This window comes from Aeromonas allosaccharophila (assembly GCF_000819685.1).
Lineage (GTDB): Bacteria > Pseudomonadota > Gammaproteobacteria > Enterobacterales > Aeromonadaceae > Aeromonas > Aeromonas allosaccharophila.
In genome coordinates this window covers 41740-64890 of sequence record NZ_CDBR01000066.1, presented here as the reverse complement: position 1 = coordinate 64890, position 23151 = coordinate 41740, and the positions used below count along the sequence as shown (strand labels likewise).

At 61.3% G+C, this 23151-nt stretch carries 16 protein-coding genes; 10 read left to right on the top strand and 6 right to left on the bottom strand.

The features are described from left to right. Nucleotide 1 precedes the first annotated feature (1 nt). The 4 genes from BN1115_RS12580 to BN1115_RS12565 form a co-directional block, all read right to left on the bottom strand. Nucleotides 2-772 (bottom strand): ABC transporter ATP-binding protein, encoded by a 771-nt coding sequence (locus BN1115_RS12580; RefSeq protein ID WP_042657417.1) that lies wholly within the window; start codon nt 770-772, stop codon nt 2-4. Next, a complete protein-coding gene (locus BN1115_RS12575) occupies nt 765-1817 on the bottom strand; it encodes a FecCD family ABC transporter permease (RefSeq protein ID WP_042657416.1) in 1053 nt (350 codons plus the stop codon). The genes BN1115_RS12580 and BN1115_RS12575 overlap by 8 nt, the downstream gene beginning before the upstream one ends. Before the next feature lie 51 nt (nt 1818-1868). Further along, the gene (locus BN1115_RS12570; protein ID WP_042657415.1) at nt 1869-2969 is read right to left on the bottom strand and encodes an ABC transporter substrate-binding protein; all 1101 of its coding nucleotides are present in this window, start codon (nt 2967-2969) and stop codon (nt 1869-1871) included. Between the two features lie 125 nt (nt 2970-3094). Beyond that, entirely contained in the window at nt 3095-4216 is a 1122-nt protein-coding gene (locus BN1115_RS12565) for an ABC transporter substrate-binding protein (RefSeq protein ID WP_042657414.1), read from the bottom strand. Between the two features lie 262 nt (nt 4217-4478). Between BN1115_RS12565 and BN1115_RS12560 the strand changes: the two genes are divergently transcribed. After that, nucleotides 4479-5402, top strand: a complete 924-nt coding sequence (locus BN1115_RS12560; protein WP_042657413.1) for a DMT family transporter — start codon at nt 4479-4481, stop codon at nt 5400-5402. 160 nt (nt 5403-5562) lie between these two features. Then, nucleotides 5563-6648 carry a calcium/sodium antiporter gene (locus BN1115_RS12555; protein ID WP_042657412.1) on the top strand — a complete coding sequence of 362 codons (1086 nt, stop codon included), beginning with the start codon at nt 5563-5565 and terminating at the stop codon, nt 6646-6648. Between the two features lie 107 nt (nt 6649-6755). Here BN1115_RS12555 and yqeB read toward each other — a convergent pair whose 3' ends face one another. Both yqeB and yqeC read right to left on the bottom strand, forming a co-directional pair. Next, entirely contained in the window at nt 6756-8348 is a 1593-nt protein-coding gene (gene yqeB / locus BN1115_RS12550) for a selenium-dependent molybdenum cofactor biosynthesis protein YqeB (RefSeq protein WP_042657411.1), read from the bottom strand. 27 nt (nt 8349-8375) lie between these two features. Then, on the bottom strand, nt 8376-9224 hold the full coding sequence (yqeC, locus tag BN1115_RS12545; protein ID WP_042657462.1) for a selenium cofactor biosynthesis protein YqeC: 849 nt from the start codon (nt 9222-9224) through the stop codon (nt 8376-8378). On the opposite strand from yqeC, the gene mocA reads away from it, so the two are divergent. The 8 genes from mocA to BN1115_RS12505 all read left to right on the top strand — a co-directional run bounded on the left by mocA (nt 9223) and on the right by BN1115_RS12505 (nt 23111). Next, nucleotides 9223-9873, top strand: coding sequence for a molybdenum cofactor cytidylyltransferase (mocA, locus tag BN1115_RS12540; RefSeq protein WP_341833832.1), 651 nt, complete (start codon nt 9223-9225; stop codon nt 9871-9873). The genes yqeC and mocA overlap by 2 nt on opposite strands. Before the next feature lie 320 nt (nt 9874-10193). Then, entirely contained in the window at nt 10194-13316 is a 3123-nt protein-coding gene (ygfK, locus tag BN1115_RS12535) for a putative selenate reductase subunit YgfK (RefSeq protein WP_042657409.1), read from the top strand. 30 nt (nt 13317-13346) lie between these two features. After that, nucleotides 13347-14675 (top strand): putative aminohydrolase SsnA, encoded by a 1329-nt coding sequence (gene ssnA, locus BN1115_RS12530; protein WP_042657408.1) that lies wholly within the window; start codon nt 13347-13349, stop codon nt 14673-14675. Nucleotides 14676-14755: 80 nt separating this feature from the next. Beyond that, nucleotides 14756-15532 carry a molybdopterin-dependent oxidoreductase FAD-binding subunit gene (gene ygfM / locus BN1115_RS12525; protein WP_042657407.1) on the top strand — a complete coding sequence of 259 codons (777 nt, stop codon included), beginning with the start codon at nt 14756-14758 and terminating at the stop codon, nt 15530-15532. Beyond that, nucleotides 15529-18426: a molybdopterin-dependent oxidoreductase Mo/Fe-S-binding subunit gene (locus BN1115_RS12520; RefSeq protein ID WP_208597758.1), complete on the top strand. Its 2898-nt coding sequence runs from the start codon at nt 15529-15531 to the stop codon at nt 18424-18426. The genes ygfM and BN1115_RS12520 overlap by 4 nt, the downstream gene beginning before the upstream one ends. A 95-nt stretch (nt 18427-18521) precedes the next feature. After that, nucleotides 18522-20045, top strand: a complete 1524-nt coding sequence (locus tag BN1115_RS12515; RefSeq protein WP_042657406.1) for a nucleobase:cation symporter-2 family protein — start codon at nt 18522-18524, stop codon at nt 20043-20045. A 51-nt stretch (nt 20046-20096) separates the two neighbouring features. Further along, a complete protein-coding gene (gene guaD / locus BN1115_RS12510; RefSeq protein WP_042657405.1) occupies nt 20097-21413 on the top strand; it encodes a guanine deaminase in 1317 nt (438 codons plus the stop codon). A 396-nt stretch (nt 21414-21809) separates the two neighbouring features. Further along, entirely contained in the window at nt 21810-23111 is a 1302-nt protein-coding gene (locus BN1115_RS12505; protein WP_197931153.1) for an NCS2 family permease, read from the top strand. The last annotated feature ends 40 nt before the right edge of the window (nt 23112-23151 follow it).

Genomic DNA, 23151 nt, shown 5'->3' with positions numbered 1-23151 from the left:
GTCATGACGCCTTTCGCACGGTTCTGAGGAAGGGGATGCCGCTCTGATCGTGGCTTATCTCCACTGGCACATGGTAGAGGCGCTCGATGAGGGCCGCGTCGAGCACCCGGGCGGGGGGGCCGAAGGCCTGCAGATCGCCCCCTGCCAGCACGATCAGCTGATCGGCAAACTGGGCGGCGAGGTTGAGATCGTGCAGCACCACCAGGGTGATCCACTGCTGCTCCCGGGTCTGCTGGCAGAGGTGCTCCATCAATTGCATCTGGTGGTGCAGATCCAGGGCGCTGACCGGCTCGTCCAGCATCATGATGCGGGGATCGCGCAGCAGCACCTGGGCAAACAACACCATCTGCCGCTGGCCGCCGCTTAAGGAGTAGAGGGGGCGATCCGCCAGATGGGCGATGCCGAGTGCCTGCAGGGCGCGACCCGCCGCCAGGATGTCCTCGTCCGCCAGACGCATGGAGAGGCTGTCGAGGCGCCCCAGCACCACCACTTCGATGACGCTCAAGTCCAGCTCCAGCTGGATGTTCTGGGGCATGTAGCCAAACTGCTGGCGCCATTTGGCCTGGGTCATCTGGCGGGCGCTCTGGCCCTCCAGGCGGATGTCGCCGCCATCCGGGGTCAGTTCACCAAAGAGGGCGCGCATCAAGGAGGTCTTGCCGGTCCCGTTCGGACCGATGATCACATGGACCTGACCCGGGTGCAGGGTGAGGTCGAGCTCCCGCAGCAGGGTCTGCTGGCCGAGTGAGAGGGAGAGTCGGGATATTTCAAGCACGTTTACGCCCCCTGCCGAGGATCAACCAGATGAAGAAGGGCACGCCAATCAGGGCGGTGACGATGCCGATGGGAAAGAGGGCCCCCGGAATGATGGACTTGGAGAGCACCGAGGCCGCCGAGAGCATACAGGCGCCGCACAGGGCCGAGAGCGGGATCAGAAAGCGCTGATCTTCTCCCACCAGCATGCGAGCGATATGGGGCGCCACCAGGCCAACGAAGCCGATGACACCGACGAAACTGGTGGCGGTGGCGGTGAGCAGGGCGACCAGTACCAGGGTCTTCATGCGCAACCTGTCCACGTTGACCCCGAGGCTGCGGGCGCGGGCTTCCCCCAGACGCAGGCTGGTGAGGGCCCAGGCATCCCGGTAGATGAGCAGGGTGCAGATCAGGGTGACGGCGGCGGTGATGATCAGGGAGTCCCAGGTGGTGCGCATCAGGCTGCCAAACAGCCAGAACAGGATCTGCTGGTTGAGCTCGGGGGAGGAGAGAAACTGCAGCAGGGAGAGCAGGGACTGGAACAGGAACAGCAGGGCGATGCCCGCCAGGATCAGGGTCTGGCTGCTGACATGGCGCATCATGGCCAGGCCAAACAAAAGGCTCGCGGCAAACATACAGAGGATGAAGGCGCCAGCCGGAATGGCGATCAGGGGAGGCAGACCGAGACCGCCGGTATAGAGCGCCAGTGCAGCGCCGAGACCCGCTGCGGCAGCGAGCCCCAGGGTGTAGGGGCTGGCGAGGGGGTTATCCAGCAGGGTCTGCATCTGGACACCGCCAAGGCCGAGCGCCGCACCGACCACCAGCGCCATCAGGGCGATGGGCAGGCGCATGTCATGGACTATGGTGCGGGTCATGGGATCGGCCTGGGCGGGGGAGAGCAGGGCATCGACTACTTCGCCAAGGGGCAGCAGGGAGGGGCCGGTGGCGATGTCGAGCACCAGGGTAATGCACAGCACCAGGGTGAGCAGCAGGAGCCAGTGCCCGCGACGGCGCTCCCGTTGCCGCTGGCGTGCGAGGGTCTGCTGGAGGGCAGCCAAATCATTCATGATGACAATCCTGAAACGGGCGCCATGAGAGGCGCCCACGAAGGTTGAAGGTTAAAGAGCGATTGCGAAGGTGCCGTCTGCCTTGACCGGCAGATAACGCCGATAGAAGTCGAGGTAGTTGGCAAGTGGATCCATCTCCTTGAACAGGCTCGGATAGAGCGCCTTGGCCATGAACTGGACCATGGTGTAATCGAGCAGCGTGCGGGAGGCGCCCTGGTAAATCCCATAGATGCGTTTTTCCTTCACCGCTGGCAGGTTCGCCCAACCTTTACGCTCGGTAAAGGCCTGGAGCCGTGCCCGAGCGAGCGCGGGATTGACTCCCTGGCCCAGCAGCACGGCGGTGGGGTTCTGGGTGGATTCAGTGCCGGTGAGGAAGATAACCTCTGGTTTGGAGACCAGAACCTGCTCGGGGTTCATGGGGCCGTACCATTCCACAAAGGGGGCGGCGATGTTGTCGCCGCCAGCCAGGTGGCCGAGCGGACCCCACATGCCCTTGCCATAGCTGAAGCCATATTCGTCAGGCCCCTTGTTGCCAAACTCCACGTAGAAACGGGGCTTGGGCAGATTGGCGGCGGCGATCCGGCTATGTACTTCGTCGATGGCGCTCTGGTACTCGTCTGCGAGCTGGCGGGCGCGAGGCTCGGTGCCCGCAATCTTGCCGAGCAGCAAGGTACTGGCCTTGTGATTGGCTGGGAGTTCCATGTTGTAGTCCACGACCACCACGGGCAGACCGGCCTGTTTGAGACGAGCCACGTCCTGACCGAGCCCTTTATATTGCCAGTCGGCCAGTACGACGATGTCGGGTTTGAGGGCGAGCACTTTTTCCACCGAGAAGGTCTGTACTTCTACCTCGCCTACGTCGGCTATCTCCTTGAGGGATGGGCGATGAGCGGTAAAGAGGGACCAATTGGCCGGACGCCAGCCTTCCCAGGCCTCGCGGGAGATGCCGACGACCCGATCGAATGCCTGTTCGCCACCGATAGCCATATAGTCTTCGAAGTAAAATGCGAGCACTACCCGCTTGGCCGGGAGATCGACCTGGACTTCCCGTCCCAGCACATCTGTCAGGGTTTTGACCTTCGCTTGTGCGGTGCCAAAGAGGCAGCAAAGGCTTGCCAGCACCAGGCTGGCATAGCGGGAGAAAAGTTTCATCTGCGTGTGAACTCCATCTTGTCTTGTGGTTTTTTTGTCGTTTTTGTCACCGGCAACCTGAGGTCGTCGGTGGGCTCTCCACCGGGTGGGGGAGGGAATGAGCCGGAGAGACCCCGGCCCGAAACTCAATGCGCGTTGTGCTGATGAATGCCCAGCATAAAGGTGCCCTGGGGACGGATGGGCAGGTAGCGCTGGTAGAACGCCTGATAGGTGGCCAGGGGATCGAGATCCTGGAACAGATCCGGGTAGAGGGCTTTGGCCATGAACTCGATAAGGGCAGCATCCATGATGCTGCGGGTGGCGCCGTGATAGACCGCATAGAGGCGACCCTGCTGCACGGCGGGCAACTCGCTCCAGCCCGGACGGGCGGCAAAGCCCTGCAGGCGCTGGCGCACCGTCTCGGCCGACACATCCTGGCCGACCTGCATCGCCTCTGCGCTGCTCACGCTCTCGTAGCCCGCCATCAGGATGACCTCGGGTTTGCTCGCCAGCAGTTGCTCAGGGTGGATGGGGCCCCAGCGCTCGACGAAGGGCGCCGCGACGTTGTCACCGCCCGCCAGCAGGGCCATGGCGCCCCACATGTCCTTGCCATAGGTGTAGCTGTATTCGGCCGGTCCCTTGTCCCCGAGCTCGATATAGACCCGGGGGGGCTGGCGCTTCGCGTTGGCAACGCGGGAGGTGATGATGTCAATCTTGGCCTTGTATTCGTCGGCCATCTGTTGGGCACGAGCCTCCTGGCCTGTCACCTTGCCCAGCAGCAAGGTACTCGCCATGTGGCGCTCCAGGGTCTGGGCATTGTAGTCGATGACCACCACCGGGATCCCGGCCTGCTCGAAGCGTGGCAGATCCGGGCCGAGGGCCTCATATTGCCACTTCGCCAGGATCAGCAGATCGGGCTTGACCGCCAGGGTCTTCTCGATGGAGAAGCTCTGATCCTGCACGTTGCCAAGGTCAGGCACCCTGGCCAGTTGCGGCAGGCTGGCGACATAGAGCGACCAGATGGCGGGGCGGGATTTGACGAACCAGCCGCGGGACATGCCCACCAGCCGATCGGCGCCGCCTTCACCGGCCACGGCCAGATAATCCTCGGGATAGAAACCGAGCACGATACGGCTGGCCGGCAGGCTGAGGGAGACCTTGCGGCCCATCACATCTTCTACTTCAACCGGGGAATTTGCCTGCGCCATCCAGCTCATCAGGGCGAGCTGACCGAGCAGCAGCAACTTTGCCAGGGGGTGACGAAACATCTTGTGAAAACCTTGAACGGATTTTGGGGTGAGAAGTATTAGCATTTGCGTTTGATGATGGCAATCGATTTTACCAGGGGTCACATAAGGGGCGTATATAGCGTATTAGTCGTTCGAGGCCCACCTTGGCAAGGTTCTTCGCCAACGCCCCTCTTCAGGGGGCGTGCACGTTTGGGCTGTCGGCCCCCACAAGAGTAAGATGGTCCTTTTCGGGGCTGGTTAGCCCGGCATGCAGGCGCACAGACGCCAAAAAGGCAGAGTAATGAGCACAAAGATCAATATGGCGGCGCTGGGGGGACTCGTCCTGCTCACCGCTATCTGGAGTTACAGCTGGATCGTGATGAAGCAAGTGATGCTCTACGCGGGGGCGTTCGAGTTTACCGCCCTGCGCTGTCTGTGCGGTTCATTGGTGTTGTTGCTGGTGCTGGCCCTGCGCGGCCGCCGTTACCTCAAACCCACCCCGTTTCGCTATACCATGGCCATCGCCCTGTTCCAGACCTGCGGCATGGTGGGGCTGGCCCAGTGGGCGCTGATCAGCGGCGGGGCGGGCAAGGTGGCCATTTTGAGTTACACCATGCCGTTCTGGGTGGTGATCTTCGCGGCGCTCTTTCTCGGCGAGCGGATGCGCAAGCTGCACTATCTGGCGGTCGGGGTGGCGGCCTGCGGCCTGCTGTTGGTGATCCAGCCTTGGTTACTGCATCTTGAGTCCCTCAAGAGTGCGCTCTTGGCAATCCTCTCCGGCATCTGCTGGGGGATCAGCGCCATCATCGCCAAGCGGATGTATGCCCGCCACCCTTCGGTGGATCTGATGTCCCTCACCACCTGGCAGATGATCTACGCAACCATAGTGATGGCACTGGTGGCGGCGCTGGTACCGGAGCGTCCGATCGACTGGCAGCCCTACGTGATGGGGGCGCTGGCCTATAGCGCCATCTTCGCTACTGCCATCGCCTGGAGTCTCTGGCTGTTTGTACTGAAAAAACTGCCAGCGGGGATTGCCAGCCTCAGTACCCTGGCGGTGCCGGTGACCGGTGTGCTGCTCTCCTGGTGGCTGCTTGGGGAAAACCCGGGGCCGGTGGAGGGGAGCGGCATCGCCCTTATCGTGCTGGCTCTGCTGGTTATCAGCCGCAAGGGCAAGCGCTCCGTGGTGTCGGTGGCGGGGGAGACCCGTATCAAGCACGGCTGAGTGGTGACTGGGCTGTCAGTGGTACGATAAATGGCACTCAAAAGAGCCCGCGACAGGGGACCAGCCCCTCGTTACAATGGCGCTACATAGCTGTGTTGACGCGCAGGTATTTGATTCATCGTGATTATTTCAACAAACGTAACGGCAAGGATGAAACCGTATGATGACGCTGGTGTGGTTGGCCGTGGGGCTGGTGTGTCTGGTGATGGGGGCTGAGTATCTGGTGCGGGGGGCTTCGCGCCTCGCCACCATGATGGGCATCTCCCCGTTGGTGGTGGGATTGACCATAGTCGCTTTTGGTACCAGTGCTCCCGAACTGGCGGTGAGTATCCAGTCTGGCCTCGAGGGGCAGGCGGGGATCGCCGTGGGTAACGTGGTCGGCAGCAATATTTTCAACGTACTGTTTATTCTCGGTATCTCGGCTTTGATCGTGCCGCTGGTGGTTTCCCAGCAACTGGTGCGCTTCGATGTGCCGCTGATGATCGCCATCTCGCTGCTGGTGCTGCTGTTTGGTTGGGATGGCCGTATCTCAGCCTTCGAAGGAGCGCTGCTCTTTGCTGGGGTCGTTGCTTACACCGCGTTTCTGTTTGTCCAGAGCCGCCGTGAAACCAAGGCGGTGCAGGCGGAATATGAGCAGGAGTTTGGCCAAAAAGAGCCCGAGACACCTCACAGCTTGCCCCGCAATCTGCTCTTTATTGCGGCGGGATTGGGGATGTTGATCCTGGGCTCCCGGCTGCTGGTCAGCAGCGCGGTGGAGATTGCCCACTACTTCGGGGTGAGCGATCTGGTGATCGGTCTCACCATCGTTGCCGTCGGCACCTCACTGCCGGAGGTGGTGACCTCCATCGTCGCCGCCTTGCGCGGGGAGCGGGATATCGCGGTGGGCAACGTGGTGGGCAGCAATATCTTCAACATCCTCTGCGTGCTGGGGCTCACCTCCATCGTTACTCCCGGTGGGCTCGAAGTGTCGGCTACCGCTCTGCAATTCGATATTCCGGTGATGATTGCGGTGGCGCTCGCCTGCCTGCCCATCTTCTTTACCGGTTACACCATCGCCCGCTGGGAAGGGGCACTGTTTCTGGCCTACTACATCGGCTACACCTGCTGGCTGATCCTGCACGCCACATCCAGTCCGCTGCAAGGTCAGTTCAGTGCGGCGCTGACCGGTTTCGTGCTGCCGCTGACCGCGATCACTCTGGTGGTGCTGGCGGTGCGAGCCTGGCGTTTGCAACGAACCCGGCCGTGACGCATGTTTCCCTGATGTAAAGGGGGCGGCATAACGCGACAGATCGAAAAAAGCCCCACTATCACGGTGGGGCTTTTGCTTGGTGCTGAGGGGGACGCGCTGTGCCCTTATCTGCGCTGTGCCAGATGCATCATGGCCTCCAGCACGGCGCCGCCGATAGCGCGGGCCTTGTCAGAGACGGTGGTGGCATCGGCACGCTCGCCGCGCGGATCGATATCGCCAATCTTGAAGCCGACCGGGACTTCGATGCCATCGCTGAGCAGCCCCCGTACCATACCCGAGAGCGGCGCGATAATGGGAGCATCCCCCACATGGGCAATCACATCCCCCTCCTGCACCAGATCGCCGAGCTTGATCACACTCTTCATCACGCCGGGGGCGGGGGCGCGTACCACCCGGCGGGCGGAGTGTCCCTCGATCACCCCGGGAATGCCGGTATTGGGCTGGGCGGGGCCCTGATAGATGACCCGGCCCAGATGGTGGCCGCGGTTGGTTTCGATCACCGCATCGCAGTCCCGTCCCGCCTCAAAGCCCGGGCCCAGGGCCACCGTGATGGGGGCCATCTCCTTGTGGGTGCCGAGGTTCTGCTTGGCCAGGATGGCATCCACCAGATAGCGCGGTTTGAGCTCGGTGAGGGTGGCGCAGTCGGGGTCAACCAGCAGCGGGATAATGCCCCGATCCAGCTGCTCGAACGCCTGCTCGACGCTCTCGACCCGCTTGGCGCGCACTCCCTCGACACTGGTTTCACCATCGAACATCCCCTGGGCGAAAGCGACGGTGCGGCGGATCACCGTGGGTTTGTCGAGATCCAGCATCACCACCTTGAAGCCCGCATTGTGCAGCCGCAACGCGACGCCGGTGGCGATATCGCCGGAGCCGCGCATCACCACCAGTTGATCCCGCTTGAGGCGCACATCGTCCTGCATCAGGCCACCCGATTTGCCGTTTTTCACTTGAAGCAGCTCGGCGAGAATGCTGATGGCGATCTCCTCGGGGGTCTCGGCACCGATGTTGTAGCCGATGGGGGCGTGCAGCCGCTGCAGTTGCTCCTGATTCACCCCTTGCTGGCGCAGGGCCTGGGTGAAAGTCTGTACCTTGCGCTTGCTGGCGAGCAGCCCCAGATAGGCGAGGGGACGGCTTATCAGCCGCTCCAGCGCCTCCTTGTCCTGATGGTTGGTAGCGATGATGACAAAGTTGGCGGGCTCGATGGCCAGCGCCTCAATCACCGCGCTGATGGTATCGGCCTGCTTGAGATGGGTGCCGGCGGGGAAGTGTTCGGGGTTGAGGCTCCCTTCAAAGCAGTCGCCCACATGGATATCAAAGCCCAGCGGCGCGGCGGCGTGGGCCAGCGCCCGGTTGACGTGACCGGCGCCGATCAGTACCAGACGGGGGCGCAGGCCGTAGACATCGATATAGACCGACATGGCGCCGCCACAGTCCGATCCCACCGCATGCTCGCCGTTGCGGGCCATCCGGCCATGGAAGATGCGCGGCTTGCGCTCACCAATGGCCGCTACGGCCTCTTCGATCACCAGCCGTTCAATCATGCCACCGCCGATGGTGCCGAGGATCTGGCCATCGGCCATCACCAGCATCTGGGCCTGATGGCGGGGGGTGGAGCCACGGCTCTCGATGATCTGGGCAATGGCAAACGGGGTGTTCTCCTGTTCCAGTCGGGCTGCGTGTGAAAACAGATTCATAAGGTACCTCTTTTTATCCTTAAATCATCATGGGCGAGGCGGCTGTGCCTCATCCTGAGCGAAGTAGCCGAGTGCGTGGCGAATGGGCTGTGGCTCGCGAACCGCCCCCTGCCAGATGGCGTGAAGCTCGGGGTGCCGGGCCAGTAGGTTTATCAATGGCGTTAGCCATGACGGCTCATTTTGATAATCGCCATTGATAAACCAGATCCGGCGCGCCCTGGCCGGGGTGCCCTTGAACACCCCCTGAGGGTGGGATAGCAGCTTGTGAAACAGTGCCCAGTCGAGCGGGTCACCGGCCTCTATCCCGCACAGGGCCTGGAATTCGGCCCAGCGGTGGATCTGCTGCGGGTCGGCCTTGGCCCCCACCATGGCGCCGCCCGTCAGGGCGATCACCCAATCACTGCTCTGGGGAATGCAAGGTTCGTGCAAAGCGGGCACTTTCAATAACTTGTGATTGGCGCCATCCGCTTCGACCAGGATGAGATCGAAGCGTTGCTGCCCCTTGATGAGATCAATCTGCTGGGGTGTGGGGCCCGCCACCTTGCCGCTGGCCTGATCGATATGGCTGAACAGGGCGACCAGGGTCGGCTCATCGGGCAGTTGCTGACAGCGGGTCAGTTGGCGGACGGGATCGGCTTCCAGGATCAATTCCCGATAGTGTGACGGGGCTGGCAGAAACATCCGGGTGGTGGTGGTAATTAGCACCCTTTTACCCTGTTTATAAAAATATTCCGCCAGCCAGAACAGGGTGCTTGTTTTTCCACCGGCCCCGCAGAGGCTAATTAAGGTGGTATGGCTATCAATATTTTTGGTGAGCGGGTTTAATAGCGAATCTATATCTGGAAATGCGACAGCAACAGCGTGTGGGTGCGACATGATGACGACCAAAATAAATATCGAAGGGAGTAGGAAACAACGTTGCCAGGAACAAGTGCAGTGTGACTGTATAATAACGGCGGCGGGTTTATCTTCCCGAATGGGTACCTGGAAAATGATGCTACCTTATTGCCAGGGGACAATGCTTGATGCAAGTCTCAAAAATGCCCTGGCTTTTTGTCAGCGGGTTATTCTGGTGGTGGGCCATCGTGGCGAGGAGCTTCAAGAACGCTACCTTGAGCGGCCGGATATTGTTGTTGTCCACAATCCCGACTATCGGCAGGGGCTGGGCAGCTCCATCCGCTGCGCCCTGGCGGCCAGTGACGCTGATTACCTCTTTATCAGCCACGGGGATCTCCCCTGTATCCCGCGCGAGGTCTATCAACAGCTCTGGCAGGCAAGGTGCTGTGAGGCACTCTTTCCCACCTGGCTGGGGGAGGCGGGCCATCCGGTGTTGCTGCCCAAATCCCTTGCCCGCGAGCTGGCAGCGGCCCCGGTGCAGTCGTCGGTACGGCGCTGGTTGCAAGGGCATCCCCACCGTATGGTGCCAGTCGACAGCCCCGCCATCCTGTTTGATGTGGATACCCCGGAGCGCTATCAGGCGCTGCTGGGCGGCATTCTTGAAAATGAGACCGAGCCCACGAAATAACCCTGTTTTAAAAAGATAACGGGGAGATAAATGGCGTATCAAAGTGATATTTCTCGCACTTGATCTGATAGGGCGAACTCTTTTTAATCAGCTCATTCAGTAAATTTCAAAGTGATTGATAACTACTCGCAATACCCATAATGGTGGCATCGTAAATTCTCATCATTAATTGGAGCTGTCTCACGCTTTCACCCTAAAAAATAGTTTTGTAGCTGGTGTGGCCTGATAGTTGCTCCTCTCCTTGCCAAGGGGTAAAGCCCGTGCGGGATACCCCATTTATTCATGCTGCCAATGGGCAGAACAGCTGCAAGGAGATTGCCATGGGCGATATTATGCGACCCGTTCCGTTCAAGAACCTTCTGACCCGTATTTTCGCGGAATATAAAGAGAGTCAGAGCATTTTCGGTATTCCCGCCGCGCAATTCTATCGCAAGCAGGACGAGCGCAAGATCAAGGTGTTCGGTGAAACCTGCGAAACCCCCATCGGTCCGGCGGCTGGCCCTCATACCCAGCTGGCCCAGAATATCGTCACCTCCTGGCTGACCGGCGGGCGCTTTATCGAGCTCAAGACGGTGCAGATCCTGGACCGTCTTGAGCTGGCAAAGCCCTGCATCGACGCCGAGGATGAGTGCTTCAACACCGAGTGGTCCACCGAGTTCACCCTGCCCAAGGCGTTCGACGAGTACCTGAAGGCTTGGTTTGCCCTCTATCTGCTGGAGGAGGTGTTTGACCCGCGTCTTGAAGGGGAGGCCAAGTCCTTCATCTTCAACATGAGCGTGGGTTACAACCTCGATGGCATCAAACAGCCGCCGATGCAGCAGTTTATCCACAGTTTGAAAGATGCCAGCACCAGTCCGAAGTTTGCCGAGTACCAGCAAGTGCTGCGCGAGCTGGTGGCCGATGAGCAGTTTATCGCCGAGCTGGGACTGGGTTCCCGCCGCGATCGCCTGCAACAGCTGGTGGCAACCATCCCGGCCAATCTGGTTCACGGCGTCACCCTATCCACCATGCACGGCTGCCCGCCCAACGAGATCGAGGCCATCTGCCGCTACATGCTGGAAGAGAAGGGGCTCAACACCTTCGTCAAACTGAACCCGACCCTGCTGGGCTACCCGCGGGTGCGCGAGATCCTCGACACCTGTGGCTTTGATTACATCGGTCTGAGCGAAGAGTCGTTCGATCACGACCTCAAGCTGGATCAGGCCAAGGCGATGCTGACCCGCCTGATGGCGCTGGGTGCCGAGAAGGGGCTCACCTTCGGGGTCAAGCTGACCAACACCCTCGGCACCATCAACCGCAAGGGGGCGCTGCCGGGTGATGAGATGTACATGTCCGGCCGGGCGCTGTTCCCGCTCTCCATCAACGTCGCCGCCGTGCTGTCACGCGCCTTCGATGGCAAGTTGCCCATCTCCTACTCGGGCGGTGCCAGCAAGTTCAACATCGCGGAGATCTTCGAGACCGGTATTCGCCCCATCACCATGGCCACCGACCTGCTGAAACCGGGTGGCTACCTGCGCCAGATTGAGTGCCTCAAAGAGATCGATGCGTCGGGCAGCTGGGGCATGAGTCAGGTGGATGTGGCCAAGCTGGAGGCGCTGGCCGCCAAGGCCCTCACCATGGATTACACCCAGAAGGAGTGGAAGTCCGACGATCGCATCGAAGTGGGTGGCGGCCTGCCGATGACCGATTGCTACGTGGCACCCTGCGTCACCGCCTGCGCCGTGCATCAGGATATCCCCGAGTACATTCGCCTGATGGGCGAGGGGGAGTATGTGGCAGCCCTTGAGCTGATTTATCAGCGCAACGCCTTGCCCGCCATCACCGGCCATATCTGTGATCACCAGTGCCAGTACAACTGCACCCGTCTCGACTACGACAGCCCGCTCAATATCCGTGAGCTGAAAAAAGTGGCGCTGGAGCGCGGCTGGGAAGGGTACAAGGCCCGCTGGCACAAGCCGGCAGGCAGCGGTGACAAGCACCCGGTTGCGGTAATAGGTGCAGGCCCGGCCGGTCTCTCAGCCGGTTACTTCCTGGCCCGTGCCGGTCACCCAGTCACCGTGTTCGAGCGCGAAGCCGATGCCGGTGGCGTGGTCAAACACATCATCCCCGAGTTCCGCATCCCGGCCGAGCTTATCCAGCACGACATCGACTTTGTCGCCGCTCACGGGGTCAAGTTCGAGTTTGGTTGCGATCCGGCGCTCACCGTCGACAAGCTGCACGCCCAGGGCTTTACCTATGTCTTCGTCGGCATCGGCGCCGACAAGAATGGCGGCATGCGTCTCGAAGGGGGTCATGATCGGGTCTACAAGTCCTTCAACTTCCTGCGCAGCTTCAATCAGGGCAAACCGCTGCCGCTGGGCCGCCATGTGGCGGTGATCGGCGCCGGTAACACCGCCATGGACTGCGCCCGCGCCGCCCTCAAGGTGCCGGGAGTGAGCGATGTGACCGTGATCTACCGCCGCAGCGAGAAAGAGATGCCCGCCTATCGCGAGGAGTATCTGGAAGCGGTGGAGGATGGGGTACGTTTCTGCTTCCTCACCAATCCGGAGCGCTTTGACAAAGATGGCAAGCTCACCGTGCGGATGATGGCGCTGGGGGATCCTGACGAGCAGGGCCGCCGCCGTCCGGTGCCCACCGAGCAGACCGAAGTGATGCAGATGGATGCCTTGATCACCGCCATCGGCGAGCAGCCTGACTGCGAAGTATTGAAAGCGATGGGCATTCCCCTTGGCAGCGATGGCTGGCCCGAGGTGGATAGCCAGACAGGCGAAACCAGCCGTCGCAACGTCTTCCTGATCGGTGACGTGCAGAGTGGCCCATCCTCCATCGTCGGTGCCATCGGTGGTGCCCGCCGCGCCGCAGATCTGGTACTGGCCCGCGAGCATATCGCTGGCAGTCAGGCCGAGGTCTCAATCCAGCCGTCGGGCAAGGACGAGATCTACCGTCGCAAGGGAAGCATCGCCGTCACCCTGGTTGACAAGAGCGAGCGGGAGGCCTTCGTGGCGCAAGAGGCGCACCGTTGCCTCGAGTGCAACTACCTCTGCAGCAAGTGTGTGGATGTCTGTCCCAACCGGGCCAACGTCGCCATCGCGGTGCCGGGCTTCAAGGACCAGTTCCAGACATTGCACCTGGATGCCTACTGCAACGAGTGCGGCAACTGCGCCCAGTTCTGCCCGTGGCAGGGCAAGCCCTATCAGGACAAGGTCACCATCTTCAGCCTGCCCGAGGACTTCGACAACAGCCGCAACCCCGGTTTCTATCTGGCGGATGGTGGCAAAGGGGAGGGCGAGCTGCGGGTGCGTCAGGGTGGCGAGACCTACCGTCTCACTATCGATGCGCAGAGCCGGATCAAGGATGCCCCCGAGGTGCTCGCAGACATGTGCCGCATCATCAGCCATGTCCACGCCCATCACTACTACCTGCTGGGGGCCGTCGAGGTCTGAGCGAATAACGAATAAGCGAAGGAGCAAACCATGTTTATTCTGAAAAACATCACCGCCGTCCAGCTGGAGCCGACCCGGGTACTGGAAGGGGTGGATATCGCCATCGAAGGCACCCTTATCAAAGCGGTAGGGCCCAATCTGCGGGCCCTCTACCCGGAGGCCAACTATCGGGAGATGGGGGGCAAGCTGGTGATGCCGGGCATCGTCTGTGCCCACAACCACTTCTACTCCGGCCTGTCGCGGGGGATCATGGCCAACATCGCCCCCTGCCCGGATTTTATCTCTACCCTGAAAAACCTCTGGTGGCGGCTCGATCGGGCGCTTGATGAAGAGTCCCTCTACTACAGCGGCCTCATCTGCTCGCTGGAGGCGATCAAGAGCGGTTGCAGCGCGGTGATCGACCACCACGCCTCGCCCAACTTCATCAAGGGTTCCCTGAATGTGCTGCGCAAAGGGTTTGTGGAGGCGGGTCTGCGTGGCATGACCTGCTTCGAGACCACGGATCGCAACGGCGGCCTCGCCGAACTGCAGGCCGGGGTGGAGGAGAACATCCTGTTCGCCCAACAGATCGATGCGGCCAAAGCCAAGGGGAACGAACCTTATCTGGTGGAGGCCCATATCGGCGCTCACGCTCCCTTCACCGTGCCCGACGAGGGGCTGGCCATGCTGCGCGAAGCGGTGCAGGTCACCGGTCGCGGTCTGCATATCCATGTGGCGGAAGATAGATACGACATGGCTCATGGTCACCATCACTATGGCAAGGAGCCGATTGCCCGGCTGGACGAGTTTGGCCTTATCGACAGCAAATCCTTGGTGGCCCACGGCATCTACCTGAGCCCGTCCGACATCGAACTGCTTAACAGCCGCGATGCCTTCCTGGTGCACAACGCCCGCTCCAACATGAACAACCACGTGGGCTACAACATGCATCTGCCGGAGTATCGCAATCTGGCGCTTGGCACCGACGGCATCGGCTCCGACATGCTCGAAGAGCTCAAGTTCGCCTACTTCAAGCACAAGGATGCCGGCGGCGTGCTCTGGCCCGACAGCTTTGCCCGCTTCCTGTGGAACGGCAACACCTTGCTGGAACGTAACTTCGGCGCCAAATTTGGCCGCCTGGAGCCAGGCTACAAGGCCGACCTCACACTCTTCGACTACGACGCGCCGACCCCGCTGGCGCCGCGCAACCTCGGTGGCCATCTCGCCTTTGGTATGGGATCGAACAGCGTCAACAGCGTGATGGTGGAGGGGCGCATGGTCTATCAGGACCGCGAGTTCCCGTTCGATGTCGCGCCCATTTATGAGCAGGCCAGCAAGGTGGCGAGCCGCCTGTGGCAACGGATGGATCAGCTGGCCTAAGGCCACCTTCCACAGTTTTGGACCGGATTGCCCGCCCTGTGGATCTCCCCGGCGGCGGGCAGCAAGAGTAAGGACGACACATGATTGAGCAATTCTTCCGACCCGAACAACTGGGTCAGGCTTTGGAACTCAAGGCCAGCTTCGGCAACGACGCCGTCTACATGGGGGGCGGCAGCAAGCTTAACGCCGCCCCGACCCGCACCGACAAGAAGGTCGCCATCTCGCTGGAGAAGCTGGGGCTTGACCAGATTGAGCAGCAGCACGGCCAGATCCATATCGGCGCCACCGTCACCCTGCAGACCCTGAAAGAGGATCCCCGTACCCCGGCCGCCCTGTGCGAGGCGCTGGGGTTTGTCTACTCCCGCCATCTGCGCAATCAGGCCACCATCGGCGGCGAGATTGCCTGCCAACAGCAGGATTCCCCCTTGCTGCCGGTGCTGCTGGTGCTCGAAGCGGTGGTCGTGCTGGAGAACAACCTGCTGCAACCCATCGACGCCTATCTGGCGGGTCAGCGCAATGCCCTGGTGCTGGGGATTGTGCTGCCGGAGCCTGAACTGCGCTGCGCCACCCGCCGCATCAGCCGCAACGCCGACGGGCTGGCAGTGATGACCGCTGCCGTGGCCCTCGACAGCATTGGCGAGATGCGGGTGGCCGTCGCTGGCGTTACCCCGCAGCCGATGCGTCTGCGGGATCTGGAGCGCCGCGAACTGCACGATGCCGCGCTGGAGGCCGCCGTGAGCGAGCTGATTTCGCCCCGTGAGGATTTGGCGGGCAGCGTGAGTTACAAGCGGTATATCACTGGCGTGGTAGTGGCGGATCTGCTGGTGGACTGCCAGCAGCAGGAGGTGCAAGCATGATGGAACTCAACTTTACCCTGAACGGTGCCCTGCGTACCGTCATCTGCCAGGCCGGTGACAATGCCCAGCGGGTGCTGTTCAACCAGTGCAGGATGCACTCGGTACGCAACAGCGACGACGGCTTCGGTTTCGCCGGCTCCGACGCCATTCTCTTCAACGGCAAGGTGATCAACGCCTCCCTGCTGATCGCCGCCCAGCTGGAGGGAGCGCAGGTGCGCACCGCCGAGTCCCTCGGCAGCTGGAACCAGCTCAGTCTGGTGCAGCAGGCGATGGTGGATGTGGGTGTGGTGCAGTCCGGCTACAACGATCCGGCCGCCGCGCTGATTGTCACCGACCTGCTTGATCGCCATCCCGAGCCCAGCCGTGATCAAATCGATGATGCCCTCTCGGGCCTATTTCACCGCGATGGCGGCTACCAGCAGTTCTATCAGGCCATCGAGCTTGCCTGCTCACGGATGAAGGATCCCGATTATCTGTGCCAGATCGCCCCGGAGTTTCGTGACGACCTGCGCCACATCGGCAAGAGCTGTCCGAAAGTGGACGCCGCCAAGATGGTGCAGGCCAAGCCCTGCTACGTGGAGGATCGGGTTACCGACGATGCGCTGATCATCAAGATGCTGCGCAGCCCCCATCCCCATGCGGTGATCACCAAACTTGATGTGAGCCGTGCCGAGGCGCTGCCGGGTGTGGTGCATGTCATTACCTATCTCAACTGCCCGGATGTGTTTTACACCCCGGGTGGCCAGAGTGCCCCCGAGCCGTCACCGCTCGATCGCCGCATGTTTGGCCGCAAGGTGCGTCACGTCGGTGATCGTGTCGCCGCCGTGGTGGCAGAGAGCGAAGCGGTCGCGCTGGCGGCCCTCAAACTCATCGATGTCGAGTATCAGGTGTTGCCTGCGGTCATGAACATCGATGAGGCGATGGCCCCCAATGCCCCGCTGGTGCATGACGAACCCATCGTCTACATGGCCGGAGCGCCGGCGGATCTGGAGCAGCAGAACGCCTGCTCGGTACGCCGTGGCGACGAGCACATGATCATCAACTTCCCCATCGGCTCCCGCCCGCACGAGAACCTGGCCGCCAGCGTCCATGGCCAGATCGGTGACGTGGCAAAAGGCTTTGCCGAGGCGGACGAGATTGTCGAGCGCACCTACGAATCGACTCAGGCCCAGCAGTGCCCGACCGAACCGCACATCTGCTTCACCTACATGGATGGCGATCGTCTGGTCATTCACGCCTCCACCCAGGTGCCGTGGCACGTACGCCGTCAGGTAGCGCGTATCGTCGGCCTCAAGCAACATCAGGTGCACGTGATCAAGGAGCGGGTAGGGGGCGGCTTTGGCTCCAAGCAGGATATCCTGCTGGAAGAGGTGTGCGCCTGGGCGACCAAGGTCACCGGCCGTCCGGTCACCTTCCGCTATACCCGTGAAGAGGAGTTCATCAGCAACACCTCGCGCCACGTGGCCAAGGTGAAGGTGAAAGTGGGGGCCAAGAAAGATGGCTCCATCACCGCCATCGAGATGGATTTTCGCGCCAACACCGGCCCTTACGGCAACCACTCATTGACGGTGCCGAGCAACGGCCCGGCGCTCTCTTTGCCGCTCTATCCGTGCGACAACGTGCGCTTTACCGTCAACACCTACTACAGCAACATCTGCCCGACCGGGGCCTATCAGGGCTACGGCGCGCCCAAGGGCAACTTCGCGCTGACCATGGCGATTGCCGAACTGGCCGAGAAATTGGGCATCGATCAGCTCGACATGGTGGAGCACAACCGGGTGCATGAGGGGGATATCCTCAAGGTGCTGGGTGCCATCGGCGAGGGCAAGATGCCTACCTCGGTGCCCCACGCGGCCAGCTGTGCCCTCGAACCCATCCTCAAACAGGGTCGCGAACTTATTGCCTGGGATAGCCCCAAACCCGCTGACGGGGATTGGCGCATCGGTCGTGGCGTCGCCATCATCATGCAGAAATCGGGGATCCCGGATATTGATCAGGCCAACTGCATGGTCAAGCTGGAATCTGACGGCACCTTTATCGTCCACTCCGGTGGTGCCGACATCGGTACTGGCCTGGACACTGTGGTGGCCAAGCTGACTGCCGAAGTGCTCGGTTGCCCGCTCAGCGATGTGCATGTGATCTCCGGTGACACCGACCACGCCCTGTTCGACAAGGGGGCCTACGCCTCGTCCGGTACCTGCTTCTCCGGCAACGCGGCCAAGATGGCGGCCGAGAACCTCAAGGCGAAGATCCTGTTCCACGGCGCCGCCATGCTGGGCGAGCCGGTGGAGGATGTGGAACTGGTTCACCCGGGTATAGTGCGCGGCAAGCAGGGGGAGGTGACCCTCGCCAAGCTGGCCCACAAGGCCGAGACCGGCACCGGCTTCGGTATTCTGGTGGGCACCGCCAGTTACATCACCTCCGAGCTGGCCTTCCCGTATGGGGCCAACTTCGCCGAGGTGGCGGTCAACGTCAGAACCGGCGAGATCCGTCTCGACAAGTTCTACGCCTTGCTCGACTGCGGTACCCCCATCAACCCGGAGCTGGCGCTCGGCCAGATCTACGGGGCGACCATGCGGGCCATCGGCCACACCATGAGCGAGGAGATCTGCTACGACAGCAAGGGCATCCCGCTCACCCGGGATCTCAAGAGCTATGGCGCGCCCAAGATTGGCGATATTCCGCGCGACTTCCGGGCTTTCCTGGTACCGAGTGACGACAAGGTCGGCCCCTACGGCGCCAAGTCCATCTCGGAGATCGGGGTGAACGGCGCGGCGCCCGCCATCGCCACCGCCATCCACGACGCCTGCGGGGTCTGGCTGCGCAAGTGGCACTTCACGCCGGAACAGATCCTGCGCGAACTGGGCAAGCTGGAGCAAAAAGTGTCGGCATAACAAAAGAAAAGGTGAGGGGCGGGTGAACGCTCGCCCCCAGCGCCTGATGGCGGAATGAGTACTCCGCCTCCATTCTGTGTGATGGGACAAACACGATGTCTAAAACAACACGCAAGCACTCTGATCTTATTTACGAGCTGGAAGACAAACCCCCGTTTTATCAAACCCTGATGGGCGCAGTGACCCATCTGCTGGCGATTTTTGTTCCCATGGTGACCCCGGCGTTGATTGTCGGCGGTGCCCTGGGCCTCTCCACCGAGACCACCGCCTATCTGGTCTCCATGGCGATGATCGCCTCCGGTATCGGCACCTGGCTGCAGGTGAATCGTTATGGCCCTATCGGTTCGGGGCTGCTCTCCATTCAGTCGGTCAACTTCTCCTTCGTCACCGTGATGATCGCCCTCGGCGGCGCCATGAAGAAAGATGGCATCCACGAGGAGCTGATTGTCTCGACCCTGCTCGGAGTCTCCTTCGTCGGCGCCTTTCTGGTGATGGGCTCCTCCTTCGTGCTGCCCTACCTCAAGCGGGTGATCACCCCGACCGTGAGCGGGGTAGTGGTGCTGATGATTGGCCTGAGCCTGATCAAGGTGGGGATCATCGACTTTGGCGGCGGCTTCTCCGCCATGAGCAGCGGCACCTTTGGCAAATATGAGAACATCGGGCTGGGGCTGCTGGTGCTCTGCGTCATCGTCGCCTTCAACTGCAGCCGAAGCCCCTTGCTTCGCATGAGCGGGATCGCTATCGGTCTGATGGTGGGCTATGCGGTGGCCCTGATGCTCGGCATGGTGGATTTCTCTGCCCTTGAGAACCTGCCGCTTATCACTGTGCCAATTCCGTTCAAGTACGGTTTCTCCTTCGATTTTCACGCCTTTCTGCTGGCGGGCACCATCTATCTGCTGAGCGTGCTGGAGGCCGTGGGGGACATTACCGCTACCGCCATGGTCTCCCGGCGGGAGATCCAGGGCCCCGAGTTTCAAAAACGGCTCTCCGGCGGAGTGCTGGCCGACGGTCTGGTATCGGTGATCGCCTCGGCCCTCGGCTCCCTGCCGCTCACCACCTTTGCCCAGAACAACGGGGTGATCCAGATGACTGGGGTGGCATCCCGTCATGTGGGCAAGTTTATCGCCGTCATGCTGGTGCTGCTGGGGCTCTTCCCCGTCGTAGGGCGCTTCTTTACCACCATCCCTTCGCCGGTGATGGGGGGGGCCATGGTCATCATGTTCTCCATGATCGCCATCGCTGGTGGTCGCATCATCATCAGCCACGGTTTCGATCGGCGAGAGACCCTGATTGTCGCCACCTCGCTGGGTCTTGGGCTTGGCGTCTCCTATGACCCGAACGTCTTTAAGGTGCTGCCAGCGGGCATCTACATGCTGGTGGAAAACCCCATCTGCGCCGGTGGGATCACCGCCATCATCATGAATCTGGTGTTGCCGCAAAGCCGCAAGCGCAAGGCGGCTATCAAGGATGCCGAGGCGGTGGAGGTGATCCAGCTGAGCGACAAACCGGATGTGATCTTTACCGCCCGCAGTGCGGGTCAGCCAGGGGGCAGGAAGGGTGAGGATTCACCAGAGCAAGTGCCCGGGCAAGCGGTGGCGCCACAAGTGGAACGGATCTGACGGTTAAACCGACAAAAACGTCAACAGAACAAGAAAAACAGGGAAACAGTTATGAAAAACGACAACTCTGTCAAAGCGGTGCGTGGCAGCTTCTTCGATATCACCCGGGTGGTGGATCAGCCCGAGGAGATTGAGGCCAATGCCCGTCTTATCGAGGATGGCCTGCTGATCATTCGCAACGGTTGCATCGACTGGTTCGGTCAGTGGGAGGAGGGCAAGGATCGCATTCCGGCCGAGGTGCGGGTGCGCGATTATCGCGGCAAGATGATAGTGCCTGGCTTTGTCGATACCCACATTCACTATCCCCAGAGCGAGATGGTGGGGGCCTATGGCGAGCAGCTGCTGGAGTGGCTCAACCGCCACACCTTCCCGGCCGAGCGGCGCTACAACGATCTCGAATATGCCCGCGAGATGTCCACCTTCTTTATCAAGCAGCTGCTGCGCAATGGCACCACCACCGCGCTGGTGTTCGGCACCGTTCACCCCGAGTCGGTGGATGCCCTGTTCGAGGCGGCCAGTCGCATCAATATGCGGATGATCGCGGGCAAGGTGATGATGGATCGCAATGCGCCCGACTATCTGCTCGATACCGCCGAGAGCAGTTATGTGCAGAGCAAGCAGTTAATTGAACGGTGGCACGGCAATGGTCGCCTGCTCTATGCCATCACACCACGATTTGCACCCACCTCGACACCCGAGCAGCTGACGATGGCGCGGCGACTGCGCGAAGAGTTTCCCACCACCTATCTGCACACCCATCTGTGTGAGAACAAGGACGAGATCGCCTGGGTCAAATCCCTCTTCCCGGCGCACAAGGGTTATCTCGATGTCTATCACCAGCATGGCCTCACTGGCCACAACTGCGTCTTTGCTCACTGCGTTCATCTGGAAGAGCAGGAGTGGGATTGCCTGAAGGAGACCGGCTCCACCATCGCCTTCTGCCCCACCTCCAACCTTTATCTCGGCAGCGGGCTGTTCAAGCTGCACAAGGCGTGGCGCAAGCAAGTAAAGGTGGGGATGGGCACCGACATCGGCGCCGGTACCACCTTCAACATGCTGCAGACCCTCAACGAGGCCTACAAGGTGATGCAGTTGCAGGGGGAGCGGCTCTCGGCCTATCAGGCCTTCTATCTGGCGACGCTGGGCGGTGCCCATTCGCTGGGGCTGGACGAGAAGATCGGCAGCTTTGCGGTGGGCAAGGAGGCGGATTTCGTGGTGCTCGACCCGGTTGCCACCCCGTTGCAGCAGCTGCGTTATGACAACTCCACCACCCTGCGGGACAAGCTCTTTGTGCTGTTGACCCTGGGGGATGACAGATCCATCTACCGCACCTATGTGGATGGCCAACTGGTACACGAACGGGGGTAGGGGATGGAGGGGGCTGCCGCGGCGCAGCCCCAAAGAATACGGCGGCTGGCGTGCCCCACGGGGCGCCAGTCTTGCCGCACGACAGGGGATCTCCCCGCAATAGAACCTGAAATGGCCCGGTTTTTTGACCAGCAAGGCAAACGTTTGAGTCAGGGTTGCCTCTCCTGGTCTGTCTGTCGCACTCTCTGCCGCTATCGCCTGTTTTTCACCATACCGGCGCTCGGCAGATCCGCAGATCCTGCCGCCATTTCGTCATGGAACATTCAGGCGCGTGTGAAGGAGTTGGGTATGACCCAAGCAAACAGCAGGACAAACAGCGTGGAACAGCTGGCCAATGATGACGCCGGCAAGAGCGCACCAAAGCAACAGCCGATCACCGCTCTTGATCGCTACTTTATGATCAGCGAGCGGGGCAGCAACATCAGACAGGAGGTACTGGCGGGCCTCACCACTTTCCTTGCCATGGTCTACTCGGTGATAGTGGTGCCGAGCATGCTCGGCAAGGCGGGCTTTCCTCCCGGCGCCGTGTTTGTCGCCACCTGTCTGGTGGCGGGTTTCGGTTCGCTCTTGATGGGGCTCTGGGCCAAGTTGCCGATGGCCATCGGTTGCGCTATTTCCCTCACGGCGTTTACCGCCTTCAGTCTGGTGCTGGGGCAGCAGATCCCGATCCCGGTGGCGCTGGGGGCCGTCTTCCTGATGGGGGTACTCTTTACCGCCATCTCGGTGACCGGGGTGCGTAGCTGGATCCTCGACAACCTGCCGATGGGGATTGCCCACGGCACCGGCATCGGGATTGGTCTCTTCCTGCTGCTGATCGCCGCCAACGGGGTGGGGCTGGTGATCAAGAACCCTCTGGAGGGGCTGCCGGTGGCGCTGGGGGCCTTTACCTCCATGCCGGTCATTATGTCCCTGATCGGCCTTGCGGTGATCTTCGGGCTGGAGAAGCTGAAAGTACCGGGTGGGATCCTGCTGGTGATCATCGCCATCTCCATCTTCGGCCTCATTTTCGATCCGGCAGTGAAGTATCAGGGGCTGTTCGCCCTGCCGAGCCTCTCGGACGCGCAGGGTCAGTCCCTGATCTTCAGTCTGGATATTATGGGGGCCCTCTCGCCGCTGGTGTTGCCGAGCGTGCTGGCGCTGGTGATGACGGCGGTATTTGATGCCACCGGCACCATCCGGGCCGTGGCGGGGCAGGCCAACCTGCTCGATAAAGATGGTCACATCATCAACAGCGGCAAGGCGCTCAGTGCCGACTCGGTCAGCAGCATCTTCTCCAGTCTGGTGGGGGCGGCCCCGGCTGCCGTCTATATCGAATCGGCAGCAGGCACTGCGGCGGGGGGCAAAACCGGCCTGACCGCGACTGTGGTCGGCGGCCTGTTCCTGTTGATGCTGTTCCTCTCGCCGCTCTCCTATCTGGTGCCAGCCTATGCCACCGCACCGGCCCTGATGTATGTGGGGCTCCTGATGCTGAGCAATGTCACCAAGCTCGATTTCGATGACTTTGTCGGGGCCATGTCCGGTCTGGTGTGCGCGGTCTTTATCGTGCTTACCTGCAATATCGTCACCGGTATCATGCTCGGCTTCAGCTCGCTGGTGATCGGCCGCATCTGCTCGAAGGAGTGGCACAAGCTCAACGTCGGCACCGTGGTCATCGCCCTGGCGCTGGTGCTCTTTTATGCTGGGGGGTGGGCTATTTAGGGATAACCCTCCCGTTTGGGGCCGCACTGGCGGCCCCATT

Coding starts and splice junctions, on each gene's coding strand:
- mocA (WP_341833832.1), top strand. CDS start 9,223: ATGATGACGACCAAAATAAATATCGAAGGGAGTAGGAAACAACGTTGC.
- ygfK (WP_042657409.1), top strand. CDS start 10,194: ATGGGCGATATTATGCGACCCGTTCCGTTCAAGAACCTTCTGACCCGT.
- ssnA (WP_042657408.1), top strand. CDS start 13,347: ATGTTTATTCTGAAAAACATCACCGCCGTCCAGCTGGAGCCGACCCGG.
- yqeB (WP_042657411.1), bottom strand. CDS start 8,348: ATGAATCTGTTTTCACACGCAGCCCGACTGGAACAGGAGAACACCCCG.
- BN1115_RS12560 (WP_042657413.1), top strand. CDS start 4,479: ATGAGCACAAAGATCAATATGGCGGCGCTGGGGGGACTCGTCCTGCTC.
- yqeC (WP_042657462.1), bottom strand. CDS start 9,224: ATGTCGCACCCACACGCTGTTGCTGTCGCATTTCCAGATATAGATTCG.
- BN1115_RS12505 (WP_197931153.1), top strand. CDS start 21,810: ATGATCAGCGAGCGGGGCAGCAACATCAGACAGGAGGTACTGGCGGGC.
- BN1115_RS12520 (WP_208597758.1), top strand. CDS start 15,529: ATGATGGAACTCAACTTTACCCTGAACGGTGCCCTGCGTACCGTCATC.
- guaD (WP_042657405.1), top strand. CDS start 20,097: ATGAAAAACGACAACTCTGTCAAAGCGGTGCGTGGCAGCTTCTTCGAT.
- BN1115_RS12565 (WP_042657414.1), bottom strand. CDS start 4,216: ATGTTTCGTCACCCCCTGGCAAAGTTGCTGCTGCTCGGTCAGCTCGCC.
- BN1115_RS12515 (WP_042657406.1), top strand. CDS start 18,522: ATGTCTAAAACAACACGCAAGCACTCTGATCTTATTTACGAGCTGGAA.
- BN1115_RS12555 (WP_042657412.1), top strand. CDS start 5,563: ATGATGACGCTGGTGTGGTTGGCCGTGGGGCTGGTGTGTCTGGTGATG.
- BN1115_RS12575 (WP_042657416.1), bottom strand. CDS start 1,817: ATGAATGATTTGGCTGCCCTCCAGCAGACCCTCGCACGCCAGCGGCAA.
- ygfM (WP_042657407.1), top strand. CDS start 14,756: ATGATTGAGCAATTCTTCCGACCCGAACAACTGGGTCAGGCTTTGGAA.
- BN1115_RS12570 (WP_042657415.1), bottom strand. CDS start 2,969: ATGAAACTTTTCTCCCGCTATGCCAGCCTGGTGCTGGCAAGCCTTTGC.